The 24534-nt window shown below is 69.2% G+C and carries 29 protein-coding genes and 1 pseudogene; 16 read left to right on the plus strand and 14 right to left on the minus strand.

Annotation, left to right across the window (positions count from 1 at the left end):
- Nucleotides 1-97: 97 nt before the first annotated feature.
- A complete protein-coding gene (locus tag EIZ44_RS36160) occupies nucleotides 98-478 on the minus strand; it encodes a winged helix-turn-helix transcriptional regulator (protein ID WP_037807737.1) in 381 nt (126 codons plus the stop codon).
- Between the two features lie 122 nt (nucleotides 479-600).
- Between EIZ44_RS36160 and EIZ44_RS36165 the strand changes: the two genes are divergently transcribed.
- Complete coding sequence (locus EIZ44_RS36165; protein WP_134733611.1) at nucleotides 601-1434, plus strand: enoyl-CoA hydratase/isomerase family protein; 834 nt, start codon at nucleotides 601-603, stop codon at nucleotides 1432-1434.
- A 14-nt stretch (nucleotides 1435-1448) separates the two neighbouring features.
- Here the strand turns inward: EIZ44_RS36165 and EIZ44_RS36170 are convergent, their stop codons facing one another.
- Nucleotides 1449-2585, minus strand: coding sequence for a methyltransferase domain-containing protein (locus EIZ44_RS36170; protein WP_134733613.1), 1137 nt, complete (start codon nucleotides 2583-2585; stop codon nucleotides 1449-1451).
- Between the two features lie 140 nt (nucleotides 2586-2725).
- Here EIZ44_RS36170 and EIZ44_RS36175 point away from each other — a divergent pair, with 140 nt between their 5' ends.
- The 5 genes from EIZ44_RS36175 to EIZ44_RS36195 all read left to right on the plus strand — a co-directional run bounded on the left by EIZ44_RS36175 (nucleotide 2726) and on the right by EIZ44_RS36195 (nucleotide 7160).
- Nucleotides 2726-3121 carry a helix-turn-helix domain-containing protein gene (locus EIZ44_RS36175; RefSeq protein WP_037807545.1) on the plus strand — a complete coding sequence of 132 codons (396 nt, stop codon included), beginning with the start codon at nucleotides 2726-2728 and terminating at the stop codon, nucleotides 3119-3121.
- The gene (locus EIZ44_RS36180; RefSeq protein WP_134733615.1) at nucleotides 3118-3801 is read left to right on the plus strand and encodes a hypothetical protein; all 684 of its coding nucleotides are present in this window, start codon (nucleotides 3118-3120) and stop codon (nucleotides 3799-3801) included. The genes EIZ44_RS36175 and EIZ44_RS36180 overlap by 4 nt, the downstream gene beginning before the upstream one ends.
- Before the next feature lie 1083 nt (nucleotides 3802-4884).
- A complete protein-coding gene (locus EIZ44_RS36185) occupies nucleotides 4885-5184 on the plus strand; it encodes a DUF2516 family protein (RefSeq protein ID WP_037807548.1) in 300 nt (99 codons plus the stop codon).
- 31 nt (nucleotides 5185-5215) lie between these two features.
- Entirely contained in the window at nucleotides 5216-5761 is a 546-nt protein-coding gene (locus EIZ44_RS36190) for a YbaK/EbsC family protein (protein ID WP_134733617.1), read from the plus strand.
- A 10-nt stretch (nucleotides 5762-5771) separates the two neighbouring features.
- Nucleotides 5772-7160, plus strand: coding sequence for an aromatic amino acid lyase (locus EIZ44_RS36195; protein WP_134733619.1), 1389 nt, complete (start codon nucleotides 5772-5774; stop codon nucleotides 7158-7160).
- Here EIZ44_RS36195 and EIZ44_RS36200 read toward each other — a convergent pair.
- On the minus strand, nucleotides 7114-7827 hold the full coding sequence (locus EIZ44_RS36200; protein ID WP_037807739.1) for an ABC transporter permease: 714 nt from the start codon (nucleotides 7825-7827) through the stop codon (nucleotides 7114-7116). The genes EIZ44_RS36195 and EIZ44_RS36200 overlap by 47 nt on opposite strands.
- Nucleotides 7824-8516, minus strand: a complete 693-nt coding sequence (locus EIZ44_RS36205; RefSeq protein ID WP_037807554.1) for an ABC transporter permease — start codon at nucleotides 8514-8516, stop codon at nucleotides 7824-7826. Before EIZ44_RS36205 ends, EIZ44_RS36200 begins: the two co-directional genes overlap by 4 nt.
- 140 nt (nucleotides 8517-8656) lie before the next feature.
- On the opposite strand from EIZ44_RS36205, the gene EIZ44_RS36210 reads away from it, so the two are divergent.
- The 3 genes from EIZ44_RS36210 (at nucleotide 8657) to EIZ44_RS36220 (ending at nucleotide 11233) form a co-directional block, all read left to right on the plus strand.
- Nucleotides 8657-9574, plus strand: a complete 918-nt coding sequence (locus tag EIZ44_RS36210) for an ABC transporter substrate-binding protein (protein ID WP_037807556.1) — start codon at nucleotides 8657-8659, stop codon at nucleotides 9572-9574.
- 96 nt (nucleotides 9575-9670) lie between these two features.
- A complete protein-coding gene (locus EIZ44_RS36215) occupies nucleotides 9671-10105 on the plus strand; it encodes an SRPBCC family protein (RefSeq protein WP_037807557.1) in 435 nt (144 codons plus the stop codon).
- Between the two features lie 114 nt (nucleotides 10106-10219).
- The gene (locus tag EIZ44_RS36220) at nucleotides 10220-11233 is read left to right on the plus strand and encodes an NADP-dependent oxidoreductase (protein ID WP_134663651.1); all 1014 of its coding nucleotides are present in this window, start codon (nucleotides 10220-10222) and stop codon (nucleotides 11231-11233) included.
- Here the strand turns inward: EIZ44_RS36220 and EIZ44_RS36225 are convergent.
- Genes EIZ44_RS36225 through EIZ44_RS36235 form a run of 3 tightly spaced genes read right to left on the minus strand, consistent with a single transcriptional unit; the run spans nucleotide 11223 to nucleotide 12730 of the window.
- On the minus strand, nucleotides 11223-11882 hold the full coding sequence (locus tag EIZ44_RS36225) for a haloacid dehalogenase type II (RefSeq protein ID WP_037807563.1): 660 nt from the start codon (nucleotides 11880-11882) through the stop codon (nucleotides 11223-11225). The genes EIZ44_RS36220 and EIZ44_RS36225 overlap by 11 nt on opposite strands.
- Nucleotides 11883-11936: 54 nt before the next feature.
- A complete protein-coding gene (locus EIZ44_RS36230) occupies nucleotides 11937-12341 on the minus strand; it encodes an SRPBCC domain-containing protein (protein WP_037807566.1) in 405 nt (134 codons plus the stop codon).
- Nucleotides 12338-12730: a RidA family protein gene (locus tag EIZ44_RS36235; protein ID WP_037807569.1), complete on the minus strand. Its 393-nt coding sequence runs from the start codon at nucleotides 12728-12730 to the stop codon at nucleotides 12338-12340. The genes EIZ44_RS36230 and EIZ44_RS36235 overlap by 4 nt, the downstream gene beginning before the upstream one ends.
- A 62-nt stretch (nucleotides 12731-12792) precedes the next feature.
- Between EIZ44_RS36235 and EIZ44_RS36240 the strand changes: the two genes are divergently transcribed.
- Nucleotides 12793-13737, plus strand: a complete 945-nt coding sequence (locus EIZ44_RS36240; protein WP_134733621.1) for a helix-turn-helix transcriptional regulator — start codon at nucleotides 12793-12795, stop codon at nucleotides 13735-13737.
- On the opposite strand, the gene EIZ44_RS36245 is transcribed toward EIZ44_RS36240, so the two are convergent.
- Nucleotides 13718-14335: a TetR/AcrR family transcriptional regulator gene (locus tag EIZ44_RS36245; protein ID WP_134733658.1), complete on the minus strand. Its 618-nt coding sequence runs from the start codon at nucleotides 14333-14335 to the stop codon at nucleotides 13718-13720. The genes EIZ44_RS36240 and EIZ44_RS36245 overlap by 20 nt on opposite strands.
- Nucleotides 14336-14455: 120 nt before the next feature.
- On the opposite strand from EIZ44_RS36245, the gene EIZ44_RS36250 reads away from it, so the two are divergent.
- Complete coding sequence (locus EIZ44_RS36250) at nucleotides 14456-15505, plus strand: NAD(P)-dependent alcohol dehydrogenase (protein WP_134733623.1); 1050 nt, start codon at nucleotides 14456-14458, stop codon at nucleotides 15503-15505.
- Between the two features lie 43 nt (nucleotides 15506-15548).
- Here EIZ44_RS36250 and purU read toward each other — a convergent pair whose 3' ends face one another.
- From purU to EIZ44_RS36275, 6 genes and pseudogenes are all read right to left on the minus strand, one after another.
- Nucleotides 15549-16400, minus strand: a complete 852-nt coding sequence (gene purU / locus EIZ44_RS36255) for a formyltetrahydrofolate deformylase (RefSeq protein WP_205673414.1) — start codon at nucleotides 16398-16400, stop codon at nucleotides 15549-15551.
- Nucleotides 16401-16445: 45 nt separating this feature from the next.
- On the minus strand, nucleotides 16446-16820 hold the full coding sequence (locus EIZ44_RS36260) for a mycothiol maleylpyruvate isomerase (RefSeq protein WP_336157189.1): 375 nt from the start codon (nucleotides 16818-16820) through the stop codon (nucleotides 16446-16448).
- 3 nt (nucleotides 16821-16823) lie between these two features.
- Nucleotides 16824-17054, minus strand: a pseudogene (locus EIZ44_RS46115) (maleylpyruvate isomerase N-terminal domain-containing protein); the annotation flags it as partial.
- Complete coding sequence (locus tag EIZ44_RS36265) at nucleotides 16954-17751, minus strand: DedA family protein (RefSeq protein ID WP_240691513.1); 798 nt, start codon at nucleotides 17749-17751, stop codon at nucleotides 16954-16956. The gene EIZ44_RS36265 and the pseudogene EIZ44_RS46115, both read right to left, overlap by 101 nt.
- Before the next feature lie 69 nt (nucleotides 17752-17820).
- Nucleotides 17821-18621 carry a class I SAM-dependent methyltransferase gene (locus EIZ44_RS36270; protein WP_134733629.1) on the minus strand — a complete coding sequence of 267 codons (801 nt, stop codon included), beginning with the start codon at nucleotides 18619-18621 and terminating at the stop codon, nucleotides 17821-17823.
- Complete coding sequence (locus tag EIZ44_RS36275) at nucleotides 18600-19100, minus strand: DUF2505 domain-containing protein (RefSeq protein WP_037807589.1); 501 nt, start codon at nucleotides 19098-19100, stop codon at nucleotides 18600-18602. The genes EIZ44_RS36270 and EIZ44_RS36275 overlap by 22 nt, the downstream gene beginning before the upstream one ends.
- A gap of 309 nt (nucleotides 19101-19409) precedes the next feature.
- Here EIZ44_RS36275 and EIZ44_RS36280 point away from each other — a divergent pair, with 309 nt between their 5' ends.
- From EIZ44_RS36280 to EIZ44_RS36300, 5 genes are all read left to right on the plus strand, one after another.
- Entirely contained in the window at nucleotides 19410-20465 is a 1056-nt protein-coding gene (locus tag EIZ44_RS36280; RefSeq protein WP_134733631.1) for a UDP-N-acetylmuramate dehydrogenase, read from the plus strand.
- Between the two features lie 174 nt (nucleotides 20466-20639).
- Entirely contained in the window at nucleotides 20640-21827 is a 1188-nt protein-coding gene (locus tag EIZ44_RS36285; RefSeq protein WP_134733633.1) for a L,D-transpeptidase, read from the plus strand.
- Nucleotides 21828-21855: 28 nt separating this feature from the next.
- Nucleotides 21856-22677 (plus strand): alpha/beta fold hydrolase, encoded by an 822-nt coding sequence (locus tag EIZ44_RS36290; RefSeq protein WP_134733635.1) that lies wholly within the window; start codon nucleotides 21856-21858, stop codon nucleotides 22675-22677.
- 13 nt (nucleotides 22678-22690) lie between these two features.
- Nucleotides 22691-23989, plus strand: a complete 1299-nt coding sequence (gene mshA, locus EIZ44_RS36295; RefSeq protein WP_167754382.1) for a D-inositol-3-phosphate glycosyltransferase — start codon at nucleotides 22691-22693, stop codon at nucleotides 23987-23989.
- Complete coding sequence (locus tag EIZ44_RS36300; protein ID WP_134733637.1) at nucleotides 23986-24498, plus strand: type III secretion system chaperone family protein; 513 nt, start codon at nucleotides 23986-23988, stop codon at nucleotides 24496-24498. The genes mshA and EIZ44_RS36300 overlap by 4 nt, the downstream gene beginning before the upstream one ends.
- Nucleotides 24499-24534: the final 36 nt, after the last annotated feature.

The following is a 24534-nucleotide window of genomic DNA, read 5'->3' on the forward strand; positions in this document are numbered from 1 at the left end:
TGAGCTGGGTCGGACCTAAGGATCAGTGCGTGTGCTGGGTCGGACCTAGAGATCAGGGCGTGAGCAGGATTTTGGCTGGGTCGGACCTAGCGACGCCTCACGATTGTTCCGCGCGGAGCCGTTCGTCGTAGCGCTGCTGGGATTCGTGGATTTCGCCGGTGTGCGCGACGGTCCAGTCGTACAGCCTGCCGAACGGCTCGCGCAGTGATTCGCCAAGCGGCGTAAGGGAATACTCGACTCCGACCGGGGACGTCGGCAGTACTCGCCGCACGATCATGCCGTTGCGTTCCAGCCTGCGCAGGGTTTGGGTCAGCACCCGCTGGGTCACGCCTTCCAGCCGACGTTTGATGTCGTTGAACCGGCGCGGCTCCTCCAGGACCGCCATCGCCATCATCGACCACTTGTCGGCGATCTGGTCGAGGATCGGGCGGCTGGGACAGTCGGCCCGGTAGACAGTGCCGGTGTCGGGAGCGGCCATCTCGGTATCCTCCATGATCCTTGCGATGCCCAAAGTGCGTTATTGACGCTGGTCGATCCGCGTTCGAGCCTAGGTATACATCAGGAACCTAGCTGCCTGCCGGATACGTATCGGAGACCCGAATGCACCCCGACGACTACCCGACCCTGCGCGTTCGCCGCGAGGGCGGCATCGTCCGCGTCACCATCGACAACCCGCCCGTCAACGTCCTCGACGTCGCTCTCATGGCGGACCTCAGGCGGCTGCTGCTCACATTGCGAGCTGACGATTCCGCGCGCGTGATCGTTTTCGACAGTGCCGATCCGGACTTCTTCATCGCGCACGTCGACATGTCTCTGGTCGACACTCCGGACGCGTTCGACCAGTTCGCTCCCGAGATTCCCGTGGGGCTCAACGTTTTCCAAGCGCTGGGCGAACTTCTGCGGCAGCAGCCGCAGGTGACGATCGTGCAGCTTGCCGGTCTGGCGCGAGGCGGCGGGGCGGAGTTCGTCGCGGCCGCGGACCTGGCCTTCGCGGCGATTGAGACCGCGGGGCTCGGGCAGATCGAGGCGCTGATGGGGATTGTCCCGGGCGGCGGAGGAACGCAGTATCTGGCGAACCGGGTCGGCCTCAACCGGGCGTTGGAAATCGTGCTCGGTGCCGAGTTGTACGACGCGCGGACGGCCGAGCGCTACGGCTGGGTCAACCGGGCCGTGCCTGCTGACGAACTCGAAGAAGTGGTTGATCGGCTGGCCCGCAACATCGCCGCGTTGCCGGAAGGCGTGATCGCCGCGGCGAAACAGGCCGTCGTTCCGGATGATCTGGCCACGGGATTTCAGCGGGAACACGACGCTTGGGCCGGACAGTTCACGCGTCCCGCGGCGGAAGCGCTAATTCGGGGCGGACTGGCGCGGGGTGCGCAAACGCGGACGGGCGAGCGCGATCTGGAGGGGCTGCTTCGCGGGCTGGCGGGGTGATCGGCGGATCCGCCCTACAGCGGCCAGCGATTCTCGGATTGCGGATCGTCCAGCCAGAAAGTCTGCTCGTCGGCGTTGACCGTGAGGCCGAAACGCGACCGGCTGGGGCGTCCGAGCGATTCCCAGCGCCGGTGCGCTTCCTCGGCGATATTCCACAAGGCGCGCGGACCTCCTTGTGCCACCTCGAAACCGGAGTCCGTGCGACGGGTCCGGGCCCAGGAACCGTCCGGATGGGACAGTGCGAAAGCGCCGTTCGGGTCGACGTGCACCGGGCGTACCTCAGGTAGTTCCAGTGACGCAAAAAACTCGAAATGTCGTTGTGGTTTAAGCACATCTGTCATTGACAGTTCAGTCGGGCACCATTGCACATCGGCAGCGGACGGCAGGTCCGCGAGCGGCGGCAGGCGATGTGCGCGCAGGGGCATGAAGCGTCCGTCGCGGGCCAGGACCTGGCCTTCGGCGGTCGCGCCTTCGCCTGCGGTGAGGCGGACTAGCCCGCCGCCGAACGGGCGGTTGAGGGTGGTGACGATGTGTCCGCCGGGGAGGGTTTGAGCAAGCCAGGCAAGGGGAATCCGGGAGACCGACGCGGTGCACAGGACCCGGTCGAAGAGCACTCCGGCCGGGAAACCGAGTGCACCGTCGCCGGTGGCGCACGCGGGGGCGTAGCCGCAGGAGGCGAGGCGTTCCTGCGCGGCGGCCGCGATGACCGGGTCGATGTCCACTGTGGACACCTGGCCGGAACCGCAGCGGTGGCACAGCAAACCCGCGTTGTACCCGGTTCCGGTGCCGATCTCCAGCACCCGGTCGCCGTCGCGGACCAGGAGTTCTTCCAGCATGATCGCCATGATCGCGGGCATGCTGGACGAACTGGTCGGCACGCCGGGGACCGGTCCGTGCGCGCGGGCCCGGTCCCATAGCGACGGGTCGTCGTCGAGCTGGGTGACCAGGACGTCGCGCGAATAGACGCGGTCCAGCCAGTCCGGATCGCCGCGGTCGACCGCCGCCCAGCCGTCGCCGGCTGGCACGAAAAACCGCGGCAGGAACGCGTGCCGGGGGACGGTCGCGAACGCGTCGGTCCAGGCCTCGTCGTGCAGCACGTCCTCTTCGACGAGGTGCCGGACCAGGCGTCGACGCAACCGTTGTGCCCGCATAAGCCCAGGGTAACGGGGTGAGCGGAACCACACTCGATGGTTGCAAGCAGGGTGCTTGCAATAGCTAGCACGCGAGCGTACTGTCGAGTAGGTCGCGAGGAGGTGACCGGATGACAGAACCCGGCGGAGCACAGCGCCCCATGGACAAGGTCGCGGACATCGCCTCCGACATCGGCGAGTACATCCGCCAGCAGCGCAGTTCCGCGAAGATTTCGCTGCGCCAGTTGTCGAAACTCGCCGGAGTGTCCAATCCGTACCTGAGCCAGATCGAGCGCGGGGTCCGCAAACCCAGCGCGGAGATCCTCCAGCAGATCGCGAAAGGGCTGCGGATCTCGGCCGAAGCGTTGTACGTGCAGGCCGGAATCCTCGACCTGCCGACCGGCGGCCCGGTCGGCGACGCGATCCGCGCCGACGCCGAGCTGACCGAACGGCAGAAGCAGGTCCTGCTCGACGTCTACGAGTCCTTCCGGCGCGAAAACGCCGCCGCGAACACCGCACCGAAGACCACCCAAGAGACCACTGAGGAGTCGGCATGACCACGCCCAAGACCGAGGACGTCCGCAAGGCCGTCAACACCGCGCTCGACCAGGTCCGCACCCCGCTGCTCGCCGCGCTCGGCGCCGGAAACCTGGCCAGCCAGGCCGTGACCGACGCGGTCGCCAAGGCCCGCGCCAACGTCACCAAGAACACCGAGGCCGCGCGCAAGGGCTTCGAGGAGCTGCCGACCGACGTCGAAAGCCTCCGCGAGAAGCTCGACCCGGCCGAACTTCGCAAGGCCATCGACGAGTACACCGAGGCCGCGCTGAAGCTGTACAACAAGCTGGCCGAGTCCGGCGAGCAGGCGTGGGACAAGATCGCCGCGCAGCCGCAGGTCAAGAAGGCCCTTGAGCAGCTGGACGACGCGCTGACCGCCGCGCAGGAGCGCGTCGACGGCCTGACCGAGGAGACCCGCGAGCGCGTCGACGGCGTGCTGGCGAAGGTCACCAAGCGCACCCGTTCCGCTGGTGAGAAGGCCGCCCGCAAGGTGACCGAGGTGGCTGGCGACACCGCGGACGCGGTTGAGGAAATCGGCGAGAACGTCGCGCACGAGACCCGGTCGGTGGCTCGCAAGGCCGCGAACCGCACTGCGCCGAAGACCGCCACGCCGGCCCGGCGCACGACCAGCAGCACGACGGCGAACGCCAAGAAGCCGGCCGCGCCGAAGACGGAGAAGTGACGGCGGAGTCACTGCCGCACTGATCGGCGGTTCGGGTGCTCCGGCACTCGGAACCGTTGGGGCGGCCCGGTTTGCGCCGGGGTCGCCGAGGGCGAGAATTGAAAATCGAGGGGTCGCACGGCGGCCGGGCCTGGGTTGGTCCGGTCGCCGTGTGCTGTGTTGGGGATGTTCCGGGGTGCCCGTTGGGTTGGCGGCGGTGGTTGCCGTGTTGGGGATGTTCCGGGGTGCCCGTTGGGTTGGCGGCGGTGGTTGCCGTGTTGGGGATGTTCCGGGGTGCCCGTTGGGTTGGCGGCGGTGGTTGCCGTGTTGAGGGATGCTCGGGGGCGCCCGTTGTGCTGGCGGCGGTGCCGCCGGGTTGAGGGATGCTCAGGGGCGCCGTTGGGTTGGCGGCAGTGTCGCCGTGTTGGGGACGGTGGTGCCGTGCCGCTGCATGGCGGACTGTGCCTCGCGCCGCCGAATCAGGTGGCGTCCGGGGATGTGGCGGCGGGGGTGTGGTGAGGTTGCCGCCGCGCCGCTGCGTGGCGAACTGGGCCCGCGCTGCTGGTCCGCGCCGCTGAATCGGGCGGCGTGCCGGGATGTGGCAGCGGGGGTGTCGGTGAACCTGCCGTCGCGCCGTTGAATCGGAGGACCGTGCCGCCGTCGCCCTGTGCGGGGTGTTTCGGCAGCAGCGTTGCGCGGGTTGGTCCGGTCGCCGTGCGCCGCGGCGGATGTTGCGGCGAAGTCGATGTTGGGTCGAACCCACCTCGCGCGAGCATCGTTAGGTTCGGCCTAGATGCACGGAAGCGAGTTAGGCCCGACCTAGGCTCACGGGCGCCGGGGCTGGGTTCGACCTAGCTTCACCGCAGCCGACTAGGTCCGACCTAGACTCACGGCGGCGAGTTGGGTCCGACCTAGATTCACAGCCAGCGGACTAGGTCCGACCTAAGCCGAGGCACCCAACCGGAGTGACCGTTGTCACCCCGACAACCGGCGTCGAGATAACCGCGGCCAAACCCGCCCCACCCGGGCCTGACCAGCAGTCATGTCACAGTGCCGGGTTTTGGGGGAGCGGGCGGCGTGGGCGGTTTGCCGTAAGCTGGCTGCGTGCTGGTTGCCGAATGGATCCTCAGGGTCATCCACTGGGGCAGCGCCTTGGTCGGGCTCTTCGCCTTCGTTCACGCGCTGCTCCAGCGAGCCGACGCGTACTCGGCGGCCGATCGCAAGACCAAGCCGGTCTGGATGTTGATCACTGGCGTGGCCACGGTCGCCCTGGTGTTGTTCCCGCTGCAGGGGAACGGGGTCGGGTTCATCTTCTGGGTGCCCGCGATGGCGGCGGCGCTCGTCTACATCGTCGACGTGCGGCCGAAGCTCATCGAGGTTCAGCGAGGCCACCGCAACTGGTGACCGGGAAGCCCGGCGGATTACATTCGGGCTGGTGACCACCTGGACTATCGCCGGAAGCCTCACTGTCGTTCCCGCGCCGACCCGTACTGACCTGCTTGCCGAACCCGTCTCCAAGGCGCTTGCCGCGATGCCCGCGCCGGACGAGGTCGGCGTCACTGAGATCGATCCGGAGCTCGCTGACACCGCCGCGTTCTGCGAGGCGTACGGGTCGCCGTTGACTGCCTCCGCGAACTGCGTTGTTGTCGCTGGCAAGCGGGCCGGGGAGGTCCGGTTCGCCGCGGCGCTCGTGCTCGCGACCACCCGCGCCGACGTCAACGGTGTCATCAAGCGCCGCCTCGACGTGCGGAAGGCGTCCTTCGCGCCGATGGACGAGGCCGTTTCCCTTACCGGCATGGAGTACGGCGGCATCACGCCGGTCGGGCTGCCCGCGGACTGGCCGATCCTCATCGACCAAGCCGTCGCGGACGCGCCGGAGCTGGTGATCGGCAGCGGGATCCGCGGCAGCAAGCTCCTGATCTCCGGTGCGGCGCTCGCTGGGCTGCCGAACGCCGAGGTCATCGACGGGCTCGCGCGCTGAACTGTCCACAGTGGACGAACCAGTCGAGATCAGCCCGGCGGCCCTCCAGAAGCTGAAGCAGCAGCGCGAGGCGATGCTGGCCGCGCTGGGCCAGGACAGCCCCGTCTACGGCGTCAACACCGGGATGGGGCGGCTTGCCGGGACCCGGCTCACCGCCGCGCAGCAGGCTGACCATCAGCGCAATCTGCTGGTCGGCCGGGCGGTCGGCGGGAAGCCGTGGTTGTCGCCGGAGTTGACCCGGGCGTTGCTGTGCATGCGGCTGCGCGGGTTTCTCCGCGGCGACGCGGCGGTCAGTCCCGAGCTGGTCAGCTTCCTAGCAGACCGGATCAACGACGGGTTCCTCCCGGCCGTCCCGCGCGACAGCCTCGGCAGCGCCGGCGAGATCATCCCGCTGGCGCACGCGTTCCAGGCGTTCGTCGGGCTCGGCACGGTCATCGAGGACGGTGCCGAGGTCCCGGCGGCGGAAGCGTTAAGCCGGCGCGGGGTGCGGCCGTTCGTGCTGGGGCCGAAGGAGGGGGCGAGCCTGATTCAAGGTTCGCCGCTGGCCGAGGCGTACGCGTGGGTGTGCGGCAGGAGGCTGCGTCGGCTGATCGATTGGCAGACGGTCTGCGCGGCGATCACCGTGGACGTTCTTGGTGCGCCGCAAGCGATCTACCGCGGCACCCGCATCGAGGAACTCATCGAAGGGGCCGCCACCAACAAGAGCGTCGTGCAGGCGCCGATCTCGGTGCGAGTCGGGCCGAAGGTGCTTGAATACGTCAGCCGGACGGTCGAGGAACTCCGGGAAACCTTGCAGGAGTCCTGGGAAACCCCGGCGGACTCGCCGGGCTTCGTCAACGGCGAGTTCGTCCCGACGACCGGCTATCACGCCGCCGCGCTCGGGCTTCGGATGGACGCGGTCAAGGCAGCCCTCGTCCACGCGGCGGAAGTTTCGGTCCAGCGGCTTCACCGCCTCCTCGACCCGCAGTTCAGCGGGTTGCCGCCGCAGCTCGCGGTGGATCCGGGGCCGCAGGCGGGGCTTACGCCGTTGCACAAACGCGCGGCTGGCGAGCTGCATGCGATGCGTCGCCTGGCCGCACCGGCGACGCTCGGGTCGCTGGACACTTCCGCTGGTCAGGAGGACGTGCAAGCGTTTGCCAGCAAGGCTGGCGCCGAGTTGGAGACGGTTATCAAGAGCTTCTTCGCCATCACCGCGTGCGAGCTGATCGCGGGGCGGCAGGCGCGGTATCTGCTCAAGACCCCAGGCGCGCCGAGGCTGGCTGACACCTACGCCTGGCTCGCGGCGAGGATCGAGCCGGTGGTGGTCGATCGGTCGCTGGGGCCGGAGATCGACCAGCTCGCCGAAGCGTGTCTCACGAGTCCCGACGGGCCTGTTGAAGTGCGAGACCGCGAGGCGTAGCCAGCTTGGTCAACAAAGCGAACAGGCCCTCGCACACCAGCGCCAGGATCACCACCGCAAGACCGCCGCCGAAGATTTCGCCGTGGCCCTGCTCGCCGAGGGCGAAGCCGTCGACGATGTAGCGGCCCAGACCGCCGCCGTCGTTGACGATCGCGCCGATCGCGACCGTCGCGATCAGTTGCAGGAACGCCACTCGCGCGGCGGCCACGATCACCGGCGACGACAGCGGCAGTTCCACGCGCAGCATGATCTGCCATTCGCGGTACCCGGTGCCGCGCGCCGCGTCGACGACTTCCTGTTCCACCTGCACCACGCCCGCGTAGGTGTTGGTGAACAGCGGCGGCAGCGCCAGCGCGACGAGCGCGAGCAGCAGCGGCCAGAAGTCCGTGTTCGCGCCCCACCGGCTGGCCAGGAACCAGAACAGGATGATCAGCCCGAAGCTCGGGATCGCGCGGCCGATGTTCACCGCGCTGCTCGCCAGGAACTGGCCGCGCCGGTAGTGCGCGAGCCACAGCGCGAACGGGACGGTCAGGACGATCGAGATCGCCAGCGCCAGCGCGGAGAACCACAGATGCTGCACGGTCCGGAACGGAATCCCGGCCGGATCGGTCCAGCTCCAGCGGTTCGGGTCGGCGAGCCAGTGGCCCAGCTGCTCGAAAAAGCTCATCGAACGGCCCTCCGCGCCCACGGGGCCAGCGCGCGTTCGCTCAGCCACAGCAGGAAATCGACGAACACGGCCAGCGCGATCGACAGCACGATGCCGACGATGATCGGGCTCGGGTTGGGGATCGGCGTCTGGATGCCTGCCCGGATGAAGTAGCCGAGCCCGCCCTTGCCGAGCAGCGACGTGACGGTGACCAGGCCGATCGTCGTCACCGCGGCCACCCGCAGCCCGGCGATCACCACCGGCAGCGCGAGCGGCAGCTCCACCTGCCACAACAGCCGCCGCGGCGTGAAGCCCATCCCGATCGCCGCTTCGCGCACTTCGGTCGGCACCTGCTGCACGCCGGTCACGATGTTGCGGATCAGGATCAGCAGCGTGTACGTCGCCAGCGGGATGACCGACGTGGCGAAGGAGAACCCGAGCAGCGGAACCAGCAGCGCGAACGCGCCGAGGCTCGGGATCACGTAGAGCGCGCCCGCCGTGCCGATCACGAACGGATAGAACCAGCGGTAGCGCAGGCACAGCGTGGCCAGCGCGAGCGAGAGCACGAGGCCGACGCCGAGCGCGGTCGCGGTGAGGGCGACGTGCTCGCCGAGCCGCTGAAGAATCGCGTCAGCGTTGCGTTCGACCCACCGCCATTCGAAGAGGGGACGGCTGCTGTCGGCCAGCAGCGGGGTCGCGGACGCGTGCACGGCGCGACCTTACCCCGATCGAGCGACAATATTCCGGCCCGTGAGATTCCGTGGCGAGGATTCCTAACCAGTGGTTTCTGTCGGGGGTCGCGGTTAGGGTCCATTCCCACTAACGAGTGAACTGAGGAGTGTGGGGACACGTGCGCTGGACCCGGAACATCCGAGTGGCCGCGCTGCTGGCGACGGCCGCGCTCGGCTTGACCGCGTGCGGTGGGGGAAGCGACCAGCCGGCCGCGCCGAGCAAGGGCGGCGCTCCGATCGTCGTCGCCTCGTTCAACTTCACCGACAGCCAGATCCTTGCCGAGATCTACGCGGGCGCGCTGGAGGCCAAGGGCTATCCGGTCACCCGGAAGCTGAATCTCGGCTCGCGGGAGCTGGTCTACCCGTCGCTCAAATCCGGCGAACTGCAGTTCCTGCCGGAGTACCAGGGCGCGGCGATCACGACCGGCTTCGGCAAGGAAGCCACCAAGGACGCCAAGGCCGAGCACGAACAGCTGGAGAAGCTTTTCGCGCCCGAGGGCGTCGGGCTGCTGAACTACGCGGCAGCCGAGGACAAGAACACCTACATCGTGAAGGCCGACCTCGCGAAGTCGAAGGGCATCGCGTCGATCAGCGACCTGAAGAAGCTCGACAAGGTCGTGATGGCCGGTCCGCCGGAGTGCGAGAAGCGGCTGCCGTGCTTCCAGGGCTTCAAGGACGTCTACAAGCTGACGAACGCGACTTTCCAGACCGTGCAGGAGGCCGGGCCGCGCGTGCAGCAGCTCAACTCCGGCGCGGTCACGGTGATCCCGGTCGACTCGGTCAGCCCGCTGGTCGGCGACCCGCAGTACGTCGCGCTCAAGGACGACCTCGCCATCGTGCCCACCGAGAACGTGGTGCCCGCGGTGAACAAGAAGGTGCTCGACGCGCGCGGCGCGGACTTCGCGAACGTCGTCAACGCGGTCAGCGCGAAGCTCACCACGGACGGCATGCGCGAGCTGAACAAGCGGGTCGACGCGGACGGCGAACCCGCGGCCGACGTGGCGAAGGACTGGCTGAAGCAGCAGGGCCTCTCCTGACCTTCTCGGGAGCGGCGATCCCGGTGCGAACCGGGATCGCCGCCCCTCACCCCATGTGCGAAGGTGACCTCGGCGGAACCCTGAGGAGGAAACGACATGGGCAAGGTCACGGCCACCGCGGAGCGCACGATCGACGCGCCGGTGGAACGCGTGCGTGAGCTGGTCGCGGACTACGCCGAGACCCGGCCGAAGCTGCTCACCGAGCACTACCGCGACTACGAGGTCAGCGAGGGCGGCGTCGGCGCCGGCACGAAGGCCAGCTGGAAGCTGCAGGCCACGTCCAAGCGAGTGCGCGACGTCGCGGCCACGGTGACCGAGCCGTCGCCCGGCACCTTCGTCGAGACCGATGCGAACTCCAGCATGGTCACCACCTGGACCGTCACCGCCTCCGGCGAGCGTTCCCTCGTCCGCATCGAGACCAGCTGGGACGGCGCGGGCGGCATCGGCGGCTTCTTCGAGAAGACCTTCGCGCCGGGCGGGCTGAAGAAGATCTACGACGGCGTGCTCGGCAAGCTCGCGGAGATCGTGTAGCGCTGGCCACAACCCCGGGGACAATCGGAATGCGCGCCCCGGTTTCTCCGTTGGCCGGATAGACCGGGGCGCGCGCCCCGCTTCAATCCAGCTTGAACGAAACGGAGTTCGACGGTGAACGCACCCACAGCGACTGAGATCCGGCTCGCGGCCCGCCCGCACGGCGTCCCGACCATGGACAATTTCGACATCGTCGAGACCGAGGTGCCGAAGCCGGGTCCCGGGCAGATCCTGGTGCGCAACCTCGTGATGAGCGTCGACCCGGCGATGCGCGGCCGGATGAACGACGTGAAGTCCTACTCGCCGCCCTTCGTGGTCGGCGAGGCCATGCAGGGCGGCGCGGTCGGCGAGGTCATCGAGTCCACTGTGGACGACTTCGCGGTCGGCGATCACGTGCTGCACCAGGCGGGCTGGCGCACGCACGCGGTGCTCGACGCCAAGCGAGCGGTCAAAGTGGACGATTCGGTCGCGCCGCTTTCGACCTACCTCGGCGTGCTCGGGATGCCGGGTCTGACCGCGTACGCCGGGCTGCTGGTGAGCGCGGAGTTCAAGGAAGGCGACACGGTTTTCGTCTCCGGCGCGGCCGGTGCGGTCGGCTCGCTCGTCGGCCAGCTGGCCCGGCTCAAGGGCGCCAAGCGCGTGATCGGCAGCGCGGGTTCGGCGGAGAAGGTCCGCTACCTCACCGAGGAGCTGGGCTTCGACGCCGCCTTCAACTACAAGGACGGACCGGTCGCCGAGCAGCTCGCCGCGGCCGCGCCCGAGGGCATCGACGTCTACTTCGACAACGTCGGCGGCGAGCACCTCGAGGCCGCGATCGCGTCGATGAACCTGCACGGCCGGATCGCCATCTGCGGCATGATCTCGCAGTACAACGCCACCGAGCCGACCCCGGCGCCGCGCAACCTGGTGCAGCTCATCGCGAAGCGGATCACCATGCGCGGCCTGCTCGTGCTGGACCACTGGCACCTGATGCAGGAGTTCGTCGCCGAGGTCGCGCCGCTCGTGGCGTCCGGCGAGATCAAGTACTCGGAGACCTTTGTGGACGGCATCCGCAACGCGCCGGACGCGTTCCTCGGCCTGCTCAGCGGGGCCAACACCGGCAAAATGCTGGTGCGCCTCAGCTCCTGACGATTTCGTCAGCCAGCTCGGGCATCGTCGCCGCGGTGTAGGTCGCGGCGGGGAGCCCGGGCAGCGGATGGACTCCGGGACGCGCGAGCAGCGCGGTCCGGAGTCCTGCCGCTTGTGCTCCGGCGATGTCCCAGCCGTGCGCGGCGACCATCACCGCTTGGCCGGGTTCGACGCCGAAGGCACGCAGCACCTGGAGATACGGCTCCGGTGCCGGTTTGAGCCTGCTGACCTGCTGCGCGGAGAAGATCCGGTCGAATTTCGTTGCCAGGCCAGCGTTCTGCAGCTGCGCCTCGGCGGTGGCGAGCGGCGAATTCGTGAGGGCGACGACCTGGTGTCCGGCCTGGCGCAAGCGGTCCAGGCCGGGTACGACGTCGGCGTGCGCGGGCAGGGTGCGCAGGCCGTCGCCGACCTTCACCAGCTCGACGTCGGTCAGTTCATGGCCGTGCCGCGCGCACACGGCGGCCGCGGCTTCCCCGGCGATCTGCGCGAAATCGCGGTACTGGCCGGCCGCGGTCACCGTGAGCACGGTGTGGATCGCGAGCGCGAACCATTCCTGACGCGCTTCCGGATCTCCGGTGAGCTGGGTGAACAGCGGGTCGAGCGCGGTCAGGTCGAGCAGCGTCTCGTTGACGTCGAACACGCACAGCATCGCGCCTCCAGCCGGTGAACCGCTTGCGTACCAGGGTCCTCCGTCAGTCGCGGGCTAGGCAAGCGCGGTGATCAGTTCGGCGAGAACTCCCTGCCAATGGCGGCGCTGCTGCTCCCGTTCGGCGGCGTCGGCCAGGCGCTCCTGGTGAATGCGCAGCATTGCTTTGCCCGGACCGCTGGCACGCACGGCCAGCTGCAGCGTCGTCTCGTGCGACCAGCCGGCCGGCTGCCAAGTGAGCCGGATCCGGTCCATTTCGCGGAAGCTGCGCGTCTCGCCGCGGATTCCGTCGGCGGTCTCGTAGCCGACGCCGGGTTCGGGCTGGACGGTAACGCCCTCGCCGAGCCAGATCGCCACGCCTTCCGCGGACGTGATGAAGTCCCAGACGTCCTCGGCGGAGCGGCCGATCGTCTTCGAGACGCCGATCTGCCAGCCCGCGTCCTTGGTCTGCCCGACGCTCACTCGGCCACCGCCGCGATCGCGCTGACCTCGACGAGCGCACCCGGCACGGCCAGCCCGGCCACGCGCTGGACAGTGACCGGCGGCGTCGCGCCCGCCAGCGCCGCGGCGGCGGCCGGATAAGCCTTGGCGAGATCGACGTCCGCGACCAGCAGGATGTTCAGCATCACCACATCCTGGACGGTCGCGCCGCCCGCGGCCAGCGCCGTTTTCAGGTTGGCCATCACCCGCTCGACCTGCGCGGCGACGTCGGTTCCGCCGACGAGCGCGCCGTTCGCGTCGACCGCGTTCTGGCCGCCGACGTAGATCGTCGTCGCGCCTGGCGGGACCACGGCGACCTGGGCGAAAGCGGGGGACTGGAGGAGCCCTTCGGGGCGGAGCAGCTGAGTCATAAACCGAGTATGACCAGATACCCGGTCGGCTACTGTCCTAGTTTTGCGCGAGAATCGAGAGCATGACCACCACGAGCCGTCGCCTGGAGACGCTGGCGTTGCTGCAGGCGCGTCCCGGCATCTCCGCCACCGACCTCGCGGCCCGCCTCGGCGTCACCGAGCGCACGACGCGCCGCGACATCGCCCAGCTGCGCGAACTCGGGTATCGCATCGACGGCGAACCCGGCCGGGTCGGCGGCTACCGGCTCGCGCACGGCACCGCGATGCCGCCGCTGCTGCTGGACGCCGACGAGGTCGCGGCGGTTTCACTCGGCCTGCAGACGGCGGTGGCGGTCGACGGGCTCGAAACTGCCACGGTGACCGCGCTGGCCAAGCTGACCCAGGTGGTGCCGACGCGCTGGCAGGCCCGGCTCGCCGCGCTCGCGGACGTGGAATCGTTGCCCGGCAAGCCTTTCCGGCAGGCAGCGCAGGACATTCTGGTACCGCTCGCGTTGGCTTGCCGGGCTGGCGAAGCGGTGCGGATCCGGCATCGAGCTCGGGACGCTCGATCGGCGAAACCCATTGATGTGCAGCCTTACCGGCTCATCACTGTCCGGCGGCAGTGGTACCTCGTCGCTTGTCCGCGCGGAACCAGTGAATGGAAAACCTTTGCGGCGGAACGGATCGAAGCGGTCCAGCCACTCGGGATCAAACTGCCCGCGCCGGAACCACCGTCCACTGTGGTCGATCTGATCACGGACGCGGGCTGGCGGTATCGCGTTCGGGTCCAGGTGCACACGTCGGCTGATCTGGTCCGGGAACTCGTCGACCCGAGTGTGGCGACTGTTGTCGAGGACGGCGACGAGTGCGAACTCCGGTTCGGCACCGACGATCTCGACTGGGCTGCTCGCTGGCTGGCTTATCTGGGCGTGGATTTCGACGTCCTCGAACCGGCCGCGCTCACCGATCGCTTGCACGCCTTCGGTTCTTGGCTGGCTACCCGCTACGTCACCACTCCGCCGGACTGATCGCCGGAGTCCCCGCGCGGTAAGCCTCGATCACGATCCGCGCCGCCCGTCGGGACTTGGCGACGACCTGCTCCGTCGGGTAGCCGAGCCATTGGTAGACGCCGTTGAGGTAGAAATCGCCGTAGCCGTAGGCCTGGGTGTGGAGTTGTTCCATCAGTTCCAGCGCGATAGCCGGATCCGGCGCGATCGTGAGGCAGCGCAGCAGCGACGCGTCGATCAGCTCCCGGCGGGCCTCGTGCAGTTCGACGTATTGCGCGTCAGCCAGCTCCGCGGCGAAGAACACGTGCAGGCCGATCCGGGTTTCCATCAGGAACTTGGTGTGCGCGGCGGACACGGCGGCCAGCGCGGCACCGTCGTCCGTTTCGGCGGCGGCCGCTTCCTCGGCGAGTTCGCGCAGCTGTCGCGCCGCGGTGGTGGCGACCGCGGCCAGCAGCGCCGCGCGGTCCAGGAAATGCCGGTACGGCGCGGCGGTGGAGACCTTCGCCCGCCGGGCGGCTTCGGCGACCGAGAACCCGGCGACCCCGTTCTCCGCGATCAGGTCGAACGCCACGCGCACCAGCTCGGCGCGCAGGTTGCGGTGGTGGTACTGCGCCGCCATGTCGTGTGTCACACCCGATCGTGGTCGCTTCGAGGAATAAGCCGAGGCCCACGCTAGTCGATGTAAGAGGGTTCTTACATCGACTTTGTCCCGAACGGACGGGACACCCAGGAGGGCTTCATGACCACGACCACCTCCGCCATCGCCGCCGCGGCGCCGGGCGGACCGCTCGCGCCGACGACGATCGAGCGCCGTGCCCTGCGGCCGGACGACGTGCTCATCGACATCGCCTACGCCGGCATCTGCCACAGCGACCTGCACCAGGTCAACCAGGACTGGGGCACCGCGATCTTCCCGATGGTGCCGGGCCACGAGATCGCCGGCGTGGTCGCCGCGGTCGGCTCGGACGTCACGAAGTACCAGGTCGGCGACCGGGTCGGGGTCGGCTGCATGGTCGATTCCTGCGGCGAATGCGAGTACTGCCGCGCCGGATCCGAGCAGTTCTGCGTCAAGGGCAACATCCAGACGTACAACGGAGTCGGCTTCGACGGCGAGAACACCTACGGCGGGTACAGCCGGCAGATCGTCGTGAAGGACGCGTTCGTCTGCCGGATCCCGGAGGGCATTGACCTGGACGTCGCCGCGCCGCTGCTGTGCGCGGGCATCACCACGTACTCGCCGCTGCGCCGGTGGGGCGCGGGACCGGGCAAGAAGGTCGCCGTCGTCGGCCTCGGCGGGCTCGGGCACATGGCGGTCAAGCTGGCCGTCGCGATGGGCGCGGACGTCACCGTGCTCAGCCAGAGCCTGAAGAAGCAGGAAGACGGGCTCCGGCTCGGCGCGAAGGACTACTACGCGACCAGCGACGAGTCGACCTTCGAGACGCTCGCCGGCCGGTTCGACGTCATCCTCAACACCGTCTCGGCGAAGCTGCCGGTCGACGCCTACCTCAGCCTGCTGCGCGTCGGCGGTGCGATGGTGAACGTCGGCGCGCCGGGGGAACCGTTGGAGTACAACGTCTTCTCCCTGCTCGGCGGCAACCGCGTGCTGGCCGGTTCGATGATCGGCGGCATCGCGGAGACCCAGGAGATGCTGGACTTCTGCGCCGAGCACGGCGTCGGCGCGGAGATCGAGACGATCAGCGCGGACCAGGTGAACGAGGCGTACGCGCGGGTCGAGAACAGCGACGTGCGGTACCGCTTCGTGATCGACACCTCGACGATCGGCGCGTGAGGGCTGTGAGCGGTTGCTGCCGGATCTCACCGGCAGCAACCACTCACATCACCATGGTTCGGTTGCCGTGCACCAAAACGCGGCCTTCGAGGTGCCAGCGCAGGCCGCGCGCCAGCGTCACCTTCTCGATGTCCCGGCCCTTGCGCACCAGGTCCTGCACCGAATCGCCGTGGTCGACGCGGATGACGTCCTGTTCGATGATCGGCCCGGCGTCGAGGTCCGCGGTGACGTAGTGGCAGGTCGCGCCGACGAGCTTCACGCCGCGCGTGTGTGCCTGGTGGTACGGCTTCGCGCCGATGAACGACGGCAGGAAGCTGTGGTGGATGTTCAGCGCGCGCCCGGTCCACGCCGTGCACAGTTCCGCAGGCAGGACCTGCATGAACCGCGCCAGCACGATCGCATGCGGGTCGTGTGCGTCGACCAGTTCGCGAACCTTGGCGAACGCGGCCGCCTTGCCGTCCGGGTCGCCTGCCGGGAACGGCACGTGGTGGAACGGGATCCCGTGCGCGCGGGTGATGTCCGCGAGCGAATCGTGGTTGCCGATCACCGCGGCGATGTCGACGTCCAGCTCACCGGAGGCGACCCGGCCCAGCAGGTCGTAGAGGCAGTGCCCGGCCTTCGACACCAGCACCACCGCGCGCGGGCGCTCGCCGGTGTCGCGCACCTGCCAGCTCGACTCCGCGGACAGTTCGTTCGCGACCGCGCTGAACCGCTCGCGCAATCCCTCGGCGTCGAACGGCAGCGAATCGGCGCGCACGACCTGGCGGGTGAAGAACCAGCCCGAGTCGGGATCGGTGTGGTACGCGGCCTCGACGATCATTCCGCCGTGGTCGGCGAGGAAGCCCGAGATGCGGGCGATGATGCCGGTGCGGTCGGGGCAGCCGAAGGTGAGCACGTAACGCTGGGGTTCTGACACGCGCCCATTCTCACCGGCCGCTGGTCAGGGCGCGGCGAGGGGCTCCAGAAGGGTGGCGTCGCCGACGTTCTCGGCGTGGTTCGGACGGCCCCACAACGCGCGGTACACCTCGTCGGCCGGACCGGCGAGCGTGAGGTCCGGGACGCCTTCGCCCAGCATCGGCGGCCCATCCGGCTGCAGCAGCACGGTCCACGTCCGCGTGTCGGTGCTGACCTGGACGATCCCCTCGCGGCCGCTCGGCCGGGCGCGGCGCGGGGTCAGGAAGGCGAGGAACTCGTCGATGCCGTCCTCGGCGAATTCCGTGCGGTACCGGGTGACCGGCGGCTCGGCCAGGGCGCTTTCCGCGTCGAGCCGGTGGATGGCGAACTCGTGCGCGAGCCGGCGCGTCCAATCGGCCACGGTGATCGGGCCGCCGTGCGGGAACGGTGAGCGCAGCGGGGTGTCCGCCGGACGCCGCAGGGCTTCGCGGACGGCCATGCGTTCGCCGTCCCAGCGGCCGAGCGCGTCCTCCCACGTGGTCGCTCGCTGCGGCTCAGCCTTCTGGTCGGTGATCGCAGCGACCGTGTACGAGAGCACCGTCGTCAGATGCGTCACCAGGTCCAGCACTGTCCACTCCGGACAGTTCCGGACCGGCGCGACCGGACCCGCGGCGAGCGTCGCGGCCTTGATCCGGTCGGCGTGGATGTCGATCGCTTCCAGCAGCCGTGGCGCGTCCATGCACTGACCGTAGCCTGCGCACCCGGACCCGGCGGCCGAATTCGATGAGCACGACCAGCAGCAGCCCGAGCAGGAGCGACAGCAGCAGGCCGTACGCCGGACGGTCGGCGAACGCGGCCCCGCCGGCGAGCCCGATCAGCGCGCTGTACACCGACCACAGCGTCGCGCCCGCGGCGTCGAGCGGCACGAACCGGCGCAGCGGATAGCCGAGGCTCCCGTTGGCCAGCGCGCTCGCGACGCGGCCGCCGGGCAGATAGCGCGCGGCGACGATCAGCAGCGGTGCTTGCCTGCGGACCTGGTCGCGGGCCCATTCGTAGCGTTGCCGTCCGGACGGTCCGCGCTGCAGCCAGGCGACGGCACGCGGACCGGCGGCGCGGCCGACCGCGTAGCCGAGACAGTCGCCCGCCCACGCGCCGGCGGCGGACACGACGACCAGCAGCGCGAGCCTGCCCGGGTCCGGTCCGATCAGGACGGCGACGGTCACCACGGTCGTTTCGCTCGGCATGAACGGGAGCAGCGCGTCCAGGCCGGCGATCGCGAACACGAGCACCCACAGCCAGGGCGAGCCGAGCGTGCCCCGGATCAGCTCGGTGACGTGTTCCAGCAGTTCCACTCGCTCATCGTCAGCACTGAAGGTCACCAAGGGGTGACCCAGCGGGGTGCGGGTGGTGAACAGGTGGGTTCAGCGCGGCGCGACGCTGTCCCAGGACACGGTCAGCTCGCCGAGCCGGCGCCGGTCCGGATTGCCGATGACCGGCCAGCCGCGGTCGGCGAGCATGGCGACGGTGGTGGTCCAGCGGGCGCGAACGCCGAAGGAACGGTGCGGTGCCGCGGCGGCCCAGCACTCGTCCAAAGTGGACATCAGGGCGTGCACGCGTTCGCCGGGAACGTTGCGGTGGATGAGGATCTTCGGCAGCCGTTCGGCCACTGTGGACGGACGGTCGAGTTCGGCAAGCCGCAGCGACAGGGTCAGCGTGCGCGGACCGTCCGCTCCGACCGCGACCCACGTGACCAGCCTGCCGATCTCGTCGCAGGTGCCTTCCACGAGCAGGCCTTCCGGCGGCATCGCGTCGAGCATCAGCTGCCACGCGCCCGGGACCTCGTCCTCGGCGTACTGGCGGAGCACGTTGAACGCGCGCACCAGGACCGGCCGCGTCCCGGCCAGCTCGAACCCGCCGCGCCGGAAGTCGAGCCGGGGCGGATCAGCGGCGGGAAGGGCGGCGGCGACGCGCTCCGGGTCGAGTTCGAGCCCGAGCACCCGGACGTCCGGCCGCACGCGCGCCAGCCAGCGGGCCAGTTCAACCGTCGTGACCGGCGACGCTCCGTAGCCGAGATCGACGACAAGGGGACTTTCGCCGCGCCGCAGCAGCCGCGTGACGCCCGGGTCGCTCGCGAGCCAGCGGTCGACCCGGCGCAACCGGTTGGGATTGGTGGTGCCCCTGGTCGGGGCCCCCACCGGGGTCAGGCGTGCTCGGCCAGCCACTGCGCGGTGAACTCGTCCTCGTGCCGCAGCAGGTTGACCACCTGCTCGGAGACGAACTCCTCGATCCGGCCGCCGAAGAGGGGGATGCGCACGACGACCTCGCCCGTGGTGCGGAGGAGGACCTTGCCGTCCTTCGGGCTGAGGTAGGTCGAGGCGCCGATCTCGCCGGGCACGCCGCCGACGCTGACGTCGGACCGGCCGGTGTACTCGTCGCCGGACCGCTTCCAGGTCTGGGTGCGGTTGACGATGATGTCGCCTTTGTGCAGGGCGCGGACGGCTTGCGGGAGTTTGGCCGCCTTGATGCCGTGCTGGAGTTCGTAGCGGACGGAGTCGCCTTCGGCGGTGTAGGCGAGGAGTTTCGCGTCGTCGCCGCCGAGGGCGGCTAGGCGGGCTTGGAGGGCGTCCTTGCCTGCGACTGCGGTGAAGACGTTTTCGAGCGAGCCGGTGAATTCGCCGCGGTGCTCGATCCGGGATCCCATGTGACGGACAGTACCGGGAGGCCGCGGCTTCGCCGCGGAAAGAGGGTTGCGTGGGGCACCCCGAAGCCCAATTGTGCTGACGGGCGGTGGGTGCTTGTCAAGGCGGGAAAGATGCCTTGACAAGCACCCACCGCCCGCAGGGAGGCTTCGTATCGGGGTGCGGGGGAGGGGCTGGGTGCCTCGCTCGTTGGGTGCATCGGCTGCGGTTTAGGGACGTGAGGGGGGCGCTGAGGGAATCAGAGTCAATGAGGGTGGCCCTCACGGACGGGTCGATGGGGGTGGGTGGGGTGGGCAGTACCGTCAAGCTTTGTGGACATCGCTGAAACGCCTGGTCTGGTTCGTCTCGCCGACTTCACGACCCTCCGATTGGGCGGGCCGGTTCGCCGGTTTGTCACCGCGACGACCGCTGCTGAGTTGGTCGCTGCGGTGCGGGCGGCGGACGAAGCAGGCGAGCCCGTCCTGCTGCTCGGGGGCGGGTCGAATCTCGTCGTCGGTGATGAAGGCTTCGACGGCACCCTCGTGCGGATCGCCAACACCGGGTGGACCCGTGACGGCGACATCGTCGAGGTGGCGGCCGGGCAGGAGTGGGACGCGTTCGTCGCTGCGCTCGTCGACAACGGTCTCGGTGGGCTTGAGTGTCTCTCCGGCATTCCGGGGTCGGTGGGGGCGACGCCGATCCAGAACGTCGGTGCGTATGGCGGCGAGGTGGCTGAGTCGATCGTCTCCGTCGAGTTGTACGACCGGGCCGCGAAGGAGGTGCGGACGGTCAAGGCTGACGAGCTCGGCTTCGCGTATCGCACCAGTGTGCTCAAGGGCACCGACCGGGGCGTGGTGCTGAGTGTGCGGTTCCGGGTCGATCCGAGTGGGCAGTCCGCGCCGATTCGGTACGCCGAGCTGGCGCGCACGCTGGGTGTCGAGATCGACGCGAAAGTCCCCGCCGCGCGGGCTCGGGAAGCGGTGCTTGGGCTGCGGCGCGGCAAGGGGATGGTGCTCGATCCGGTCGATCACGACACCTGGAGTGCGGGGTCGTTCTTCACCAATCCGATCGTTCCCGAGGAAGACGCCGCGGCGGTGCTGAGCCGGATCGCGGAGTCGACTGAGGGGAAGATCCCGCAGTATCCGGCGAGCGGCGGGGTGAAGTTGTCCGCTGCGTGGCTGATCGAGCGGGCCGGGTTCGGCAAGGGGTACCCGGGGCCGGGGGGTCGCGTTTCGCTGTCTACCAAGCACACTCTCGCGCTTACCAACCGTGGTGGGGCCAGCACGGCGGATCTGCTCGCGCTGGCCCGCGAGGTCCGCGACGGGGTCGAGGCTCGGTTCGGGGTGCGGCTGTATCCGGAACCACTGCTGATCAACTGTTCGCTCTGAAGCATCCGGGGTAACCCGGGTGAGCAATCGACAGTAAACCGGCAGCAACCGGACACCGGGTGAAACGTCTTGCGGGGTGAAGAGGAATTTCCGGTTCGCAGGTAACGTCGAATCGCTCACCGGCGCTGTTCTGCGTGGGAGAAGCCGGTGCGGGGGACAAGTGGAGGTAAGACCGTGATCGAGCGCCGTACGGTGTTCAAGGCCGTTCTCGCGACCGGCGCGGCGGCGCTGGCCGCCGCGTGCTCGGGCGGCAGCAACGACGGCACTGCGGTGCCGCAGGGCGGGAGCGGCGACAACGGCGGCAAGCCGGTCGCCCCGGTGGCGAAGCTCACCGCGACCCCGGCCGTCGGGGCCAAGGACGCGAGCGTGCGCGAGCCGGTGGTGGTGAAGGTCACCGAAGGCAAGCTGACCGAGGTCAAGCTCACCAACGAGGGCGGCGACGAGATCAAGGGCGAGATCGCGCCCGACGGCCTGTCCTGGACCAGTTCCGAACCGCTCGGCTACGGCAAGACCTACAACTACGCGGCCAAGGCGACCGGCAGCGACCAGCGGCCCGCCGAGCTCAAGGGGTCCTTCGCCACGGTCAGCCCGGCCAAGACGGTGCGCGCCACGCTGAACCCGGGCGACGACGCCGAGGTCGGCGTCGCGATGCCGATCAGCGTGAAGTTCAACGGGGCCGCCCCGAAGGACCGCGCCGCCGTCGAGAAGGCGCTCAAGGTCAAGACCAGCAAGGACGTCGAGGGCTCGTGGGCCTGGCTGTCGGCGAACCAGGTGGACTGGCGGCCCAAGGAGTACTGGCCCGCCAACACGACCGTCGAGGTCGAGGCGAACCTGTACGGCGTCGACCTCGGCGGGGGCGTCTACGTGAAATCGGACGTCAGCACCAAGTTCAAGATCGGCCGCAACCAGGTGGTCAAGATCAACACCCCGGACCATGTGATGAAGGTCTACCGCGGCGGCGCGGAGAGCGCGAGCTACCCGTGCTCCAACGGGCTCGACTCGGACGTCCAGCGCAACACCCCGAACGGCACCTTCATCATCATGTCGAAGGAGCCGCACGCGGTCTTCGACAACGCCCGCTACGGCTACACCAACGTCAACAAGAAGTGGGCCTGCCGGTTCTCCAACCACGGCGAGTTCATCCACGAGAACCAGGACAACGCGGCCGCGATCGGCAAGACGAACAACTCGCACGGCTGCGTCAACCTGCTCGAGGCGGACGCCAAGGCCTACTTCGACACGGCGATGATCGGCGACCCGGTCGAGGTCACCGGTTCGCGGCTGGGCAGCCCGACCAACTCCGACGTCAAGGACTGGTTCTACGACTGGTCGACGTGGAAGTCGCTCTCGGCCGCGAAGTGATCCACTAGCCGTCTGCTAACAAGTAGAAGTGAACACTGAGGTAACCGGGGCAGGCGGCGTGCGGATCGCACTGCGCGTCGAGGGCCCGGAGAACGCGCGTCCGATCGTCTTCGTGCACGGCTGGGCCCAGTCCGCCGCGGCCTGGTCCGCTCAGCTGGCCGATCCGGCGCTGAGCGGGCAGTTCCGGCTCGTCGCGATGGACCTGCGCGGGCACGGCGGCTCCGACGTCCCCGACAGCGGTTACGACGACCCCGCGCAGTGGGCGGGCGACCTCGCCGCGGTGCTCGACTTCGCCGGTCCGGACGCGATCGTCGTCGGCTGGTCCTACGGCGGGCTGGTGATCGTCGACTACCTGCGCGAGCACGGCACCGCACGGCTCGGCGGCATCGTGCTGGTGGGCGCGATCACCGAGATTGGCCGCAAGCGCGAAGGCGGCGCGACCGGGCCGATCATGCGGGCCGCGCTGCCCGCGGCGCTCTCGGACGACGCGGAGGTGGCGATCCCCGCGCTGGTCGAGTTCACCCGGGCCCAGGCCACTCCAAAGGTGCCTGGTGCGTACGCGCAGGCGATGCTCGGCAGTTCGCTTTCGGTGCCGCCCGCGGTGCGTGGCGCGCTGTTCCGGCGGGACATCGGCAGTGGTGACGTGCTTGCCGCGGTCGACAAGCCGGCGCTCGTCGTGCACGGTTCGGCCGACGGTGTCGTGGATCCTTCGGCGGCAGAGTATTCGGCCGGGAAGATTCCGGGGGCGGTCCTGCGTTGGTTCGTTGAGGCCGGGCATCTGCCGTTCGTCGAGGAGCCGGAGGACTTCAACTCCGTGCTGCGGCGGTTCGCCGGGGACGCAGCCGAGTAGCAGGAGTGACCAGGTGACCCTCAAGGGATTCATCGCTGAGCCGCGCCGGATCGCGGTCTTGTCCGTGCACACCTCCCCGCTCGAGCAGCCGGGCACCGGCGACGCCGGCGGGATGAACGTGTACGTCAGCCAGACCGCGCAGGAGATGGCGCGGCGCGGCATCGAGGTCGAGGTCTTCACGAGGGCGACCTCGTCGGAGCAGCCGCCGCTGGCCGAGCTGGCTCCCGGCGTCACGGTGCGGCACGTGCCGGCCGGGCCGTTCGAGCCGCTGGCGCGCGACGAGCTGCCCGCGCAGCTGTGCGCGTTCACCTCGGGCGTGCTGCGCGCGGAGGCGTTTCACGAGCCGGGCTACTACGACCTGATCCACTCGCACTACTGGCTGTCCGGACAGGTCGGCTGGCTCGCCCGCGACCGGTGGGGCGTGCCGCTCGTGCACACTGCGCACACGCTGGCGAAGGTCAAGAACGCGTTGCTCGCCGAGGGGGACAAGCCCGAGCCGCGGACGCGCGTGATGGGCGAGGAGCAGGTCGTCGCGGAGGCGGACTGCCTTGTCGCGAACACGCAGGTCGAGGCTCGGCAGCTGGTCGATCTCTACGGGGCTGCCACGCACGCGGTGCACGCCGTACCGCCGGGCGTCGACCTCGAGCGGTTCACGCCCGGCTCGCAGCTGGACGCGCGTCGCGAGCTGAACTTGTCGCCGGACGCGGTCGTGCTCGCGTTCGCCGGACGGATTCAGCCGCTCAAGGCTCCGGACGTCCTGTTGCACGCGGCGGCGGAAATGCTGCGGCAGCGGCCGGAATTGGCGTCGCGGCTGGTGGTTTTGGTGGTCGGCGGACCGTCCGGGACCGGGTTGGAGCAGCCGCAGGCGTTGCGGGAACTGGCGGTGTCGCTGGGCATTGCCGAGCAGGTGCGGTTCCTGCCGCCGCAGACCGGATCGAAGCTGCGCACGGTGTTCCGCGCGGCCGACGTCGTCGCGGTGCCGAGCTACAACGAATCCTTCGGTCTGGTCGCGCTCGAAGCACAGGCGTGCGGTACGCCGGTGGTGGCGGCGGAGGTCGGCGGGCTGCCGGTCGCGGTGCCGCACGGGGTTTCCGGGCTGCTGGTCCCGTCGCACGGCGCGGCGGAATGGGCCGACGCGCTCGCCGCGGTCGCGCTGCGGCCGGACCGGCGGGCCGAACTGGCGGCCAACGCGGTACGGCACGCGCAGCGGTTTTCCTGGCGGCGCACCACGGATTCGCTGCTGGACATCTATGCTCAAGCGACCAGAGCGTTCCGGCAGGCGCTGGAACTGCGGGCGGAGGTGGCAGTGTGAGCCTTGACGCGACTATCAAGTCCACTTTGGACTCAAGTGGGCTCAAATACGACCGTCGCGGCGAAGGCCGTTATTTCGTGACGTTGCCGGGAACCAAGAAGCTGCAGACCAACTGCTGGCTCGTGGACGGCGACCACGCGTTCTCGGTGGAGGCGTTCGTCTGCCGCCGTCCGGACGAGCGGCACGAGGACGTGTACCGGTTCCTGTTGCAGCGCAACGCCCGGCTCTACGGCGTGCACTACACAGTGGACAGTCTCGGCGACATCTACCTGGTCGGCCGCTTCGGCAAGGAGACGGTGACCGAGTCCGAACTGGACAAGATCCTCGGCCAGGTGCTCGAGGCCGCCGACGGTGATTTCAACATCCTGCTGGAAATCGGGTTCGCCACCTCCATCAAGCGCGAATGGGACTGGCGGGTTTCGCGCGGCGAATCGCTGGCGAACCTCGAGGCGTTCAAACACCTCGCCGAACCCGCCGGAGGGCACGAACCGGGGTTGACCGAGTCGTAACCGATTCCGTGCAACGGGTCCGCCCGGTCGCTTCGT

Origin of the sequence: Amycolatopsis nivea (genome assembly GCF_004522235.1) — a bacterium.
GTDB lineage: Bacteria > Actinomycetota > Actinomycetes > Mycobacteriales > Pseudonocardiaceae > Amycolatopsis > Amycolatopsis nivea.